This is a genomic window from Thermogutta sp. (assembly GCF_014359955.1).
In the GTDB taxonomy this organism is placed as follows: Bacteria; Planctomycetota; Planctomycetia; order Pirellulales; family Thermoguttaceae; genus Thermogutta.
In genome coordinates this window covers 1-2,495 of sequence record NZ_JACIYL010000671.1, presented here as the reverse complement: position 1 = coordinate 2,495, position 2,495 = coordinate 1, and the positions used below count along the sequence as shown (strand labels likewise).

The window sequence follows — 2,495 nt, the reverse complement described above, 5'->3', positions numbered from 1 at the left end:
GTGGAAGGTGTCACTCCAGTAGGCCGGGGTTCCACCGCTCACTGAGCGTCCCGGTTGCGTCGGAATCGTGCGAGGGGGACTGGCGGGCCCGGTTCTGTCCCGGCCATGGGGCTGTTTCCGAATGCAACGGTGGATCAGGCAGCCGGTTCGTGATCCTTGTGAAGGGGTTCCATGACCTTCGTGTTTCTTTCGACGGCCAAAACGACCGTCCGCTGCTCCGTTCCGTCGGGGCTCTGCCCCACGATGGGCAGGACATGTCGCCGGTCGGGGAGTGGTAACCGGATGGAAAACGTGCCGTCCGCGCACACGGTCACAGGTTCCCCACGGATCGAAACGTGGTAACCTGGCTGGATCTGTCCGAAGACGACGAGCTCCGCGTCGACGAAGAACCGGAAGTTGCTCCGGGTTTCTGCCTGACCTTCCACCCCAGCTCCGAGTCGCTGGATGACCGACCCGCCAAGAGGCCGGCGCAGGCGATCTTCGAGGACCTCGCGTAACTCGGTCGTGTCGGTGGTATCATCGTACCCACCGCTAAGGGCGTAGATCCGCTCGAATTCATCTGCCAGAGCACTCCAGTCCAACTCGTTGCCAGTACTGGCCGCGTGGGGAGTGCTCACGATGTTGCTCCGCGCCAGGCAGAAGAACTTGCGGTCGGGTGTCGCGTATCCGATATCCACTTCGAAGGACCGCGGGGGATTGTCCACATTGATGTACCAGTTATTGACACGTCCGTGAATTTCGATATCCTTCACAAACACCCGTTCGGCGTGACTGGTGCCATCGCGGCGGACTTCCCAGAGCCTGAGGAGGGGTTTGGCAAGATACCAGTTTTGGGAAAGCGCCACGCGTGCCCGTTCCACGCTTTGTCGGGAAATTTCCCAGTAGGCCTGGAGCCAGTAGGGATCACGGACCATTAAAATGAGGCGGTCTTTGGCGGGGGATGTTTCGCCGTTGGAGGTGGCGGCCAGGTCCTTGGTGTCGATGAATTCCTCCTTCCATTCGTGGAGGTTTTTTTGCAACTCGGGCGACGGCGGGGCCGTGGCCACGGTTTTTTTGACGACACCGGTCTTTGCGGAGGCTTTTTGAGATGCTTTGGACCGTTTGGAGGAGGATTCGGTTTTAACAGTTGTCTTGCGACTGGTGCTTTTTTTAGGCTTTCCGTTGGAACCAGAATTTTTGGCGGAAGGACTTACTTTGCTGGATGAGCGACGTTGACTGGCGGCTTTTTTCAGACGATTTTTCTTTTGGCGGGCTTCCTTGCGAGCGACTTCCACGAGGGCCTGGATGAGCTCCTGTTTTCGCATGGCATGCCAACGAGGGATGCCTTTTTTCTTGGCCATTTCGGCCAGGTCTTTGACCGTGTGAAGGCTGAGTTCCGCGACGGTGATCACTGTTCGACCTCCGGCAACCGAAGCACACCCGCTGGAGCGGGGACTGCCACGAAACTTGGTCCGCGCTGTCCCGCGCTGGATGCCCTTCAGTGGGCAGCAGTCCAAGGCTTTCGGCCGACGCTCGAGATGCCTTCCGAGGAAGCGGCAGCGTCAAACCTATGGCGAGGTCGTCCATGCCCTCGTTCGCTCGCGACGGTGGTCCAGGGGGACGGTTTTCCAATGGGGTTGCGCCCCTCACAAGCCACAGGAGTCGAGCGGCTCCCCGTGGCCATCTGTCAATCCCACTCGCCTATTGTACACTGAGTGTGTCGAAGTCGCAACCGTGGCACATGACGCGGCAGTTCCTGGTGGCACAGTCTTTGGACGAAATGCAAACCGTGGCAATGGGGATCGGAAAATTTTACTGAGGTGGTGCCCGGCGTCAAAGGGTATTAACATTTCGTTCAGTTGTTGTGGTAGATGTACTTTGAATGCTGTCGCGCGGCATTTATTGCTGGTTAGGGGGATTGCGCCAGTAATATTGGCTAGACGCGGTGTGTAGAGTCACGGACCTGGTGGATCGCAAGTAATATTGGAGGAAGTGGCTTGGATGAGCCATCCCGAAACCCGACGGACGAGGGGGATACCCGGGCATCCTGGGCCCGGGGGTACGCCATTGGAATGCAGATCGTGGGAATTGCTCTGGAACTGGTGATCCCCAGTGTCGCGGGGTTTTATCTGGACCGCCGGGTGGGGACATTGCCACTCTTTACGCTGCTGGGTACAGCGTTGGGAATCGCCGTTGGGACGACGAGCTTTGTTCAGTTTTACTATAAGGATCTGTCTAAATCGACTGGTCGTCGCCGACGGTCCCGCCGGCCAGATCGAGAGTAGGTTGAGCGCGTTTGTGCACGGTGACTGTCTCAGCAAGAACGAATGCGGATGGGCGACGGTGCAAAACATGACCGAGGTTCGCCAGCCGTCCGTCGGTGGAGATTAGTGTCACCAGTCGTCCGATGGGGGGTTTTGGCTGCAGCTCTCGGGGTAGGCCTCCTGTTGCCTGTGACAGCCGTTGTGGGGGATTTCGGCACAGAGATCATCCGGCTGGTGGTGGCAGGAACTGCC

Annotated in this window: 2 protein-coding genes; one reads left to right on the top strand and one right to left on the bottom strand. The window is 58.6% G+C overall.

What is annotated here, in order from left to right; translation table 11 throughout:
• Nucleotides 1-134: 134 nt before the first annotated feature.
• On the bottom strand, nt 135-1,391 hold the full coding sequence (locus tag H5U08_RS15695) for a DUF4912 domain-containing protein (protein WP_297035152.1): 1,257 nt from the start codon (nt 1,389-1,391) through the stop codon (nt 135-137).
• A 585-nt stretch (nt 1,392-1,976) separates the two neighbouring features.
• Between H5U08_RS15695 and H5U08_RS15690 the strand changes: the two genes are divergently transcribed.
• On the top strand, nt 1,977-2,264 hold the full coding sequence (locus H5U08_RS15690) for an AtpZ/AtpI family protein (RefSeq protein ID WP_297035149.1): 288 nt from the start codon (nt 1,977-1,979) through the stop codon (nt 2,262-2,264).
• Nucleotides 2,265-2,495: the final 231 nt, after the last annotated feature.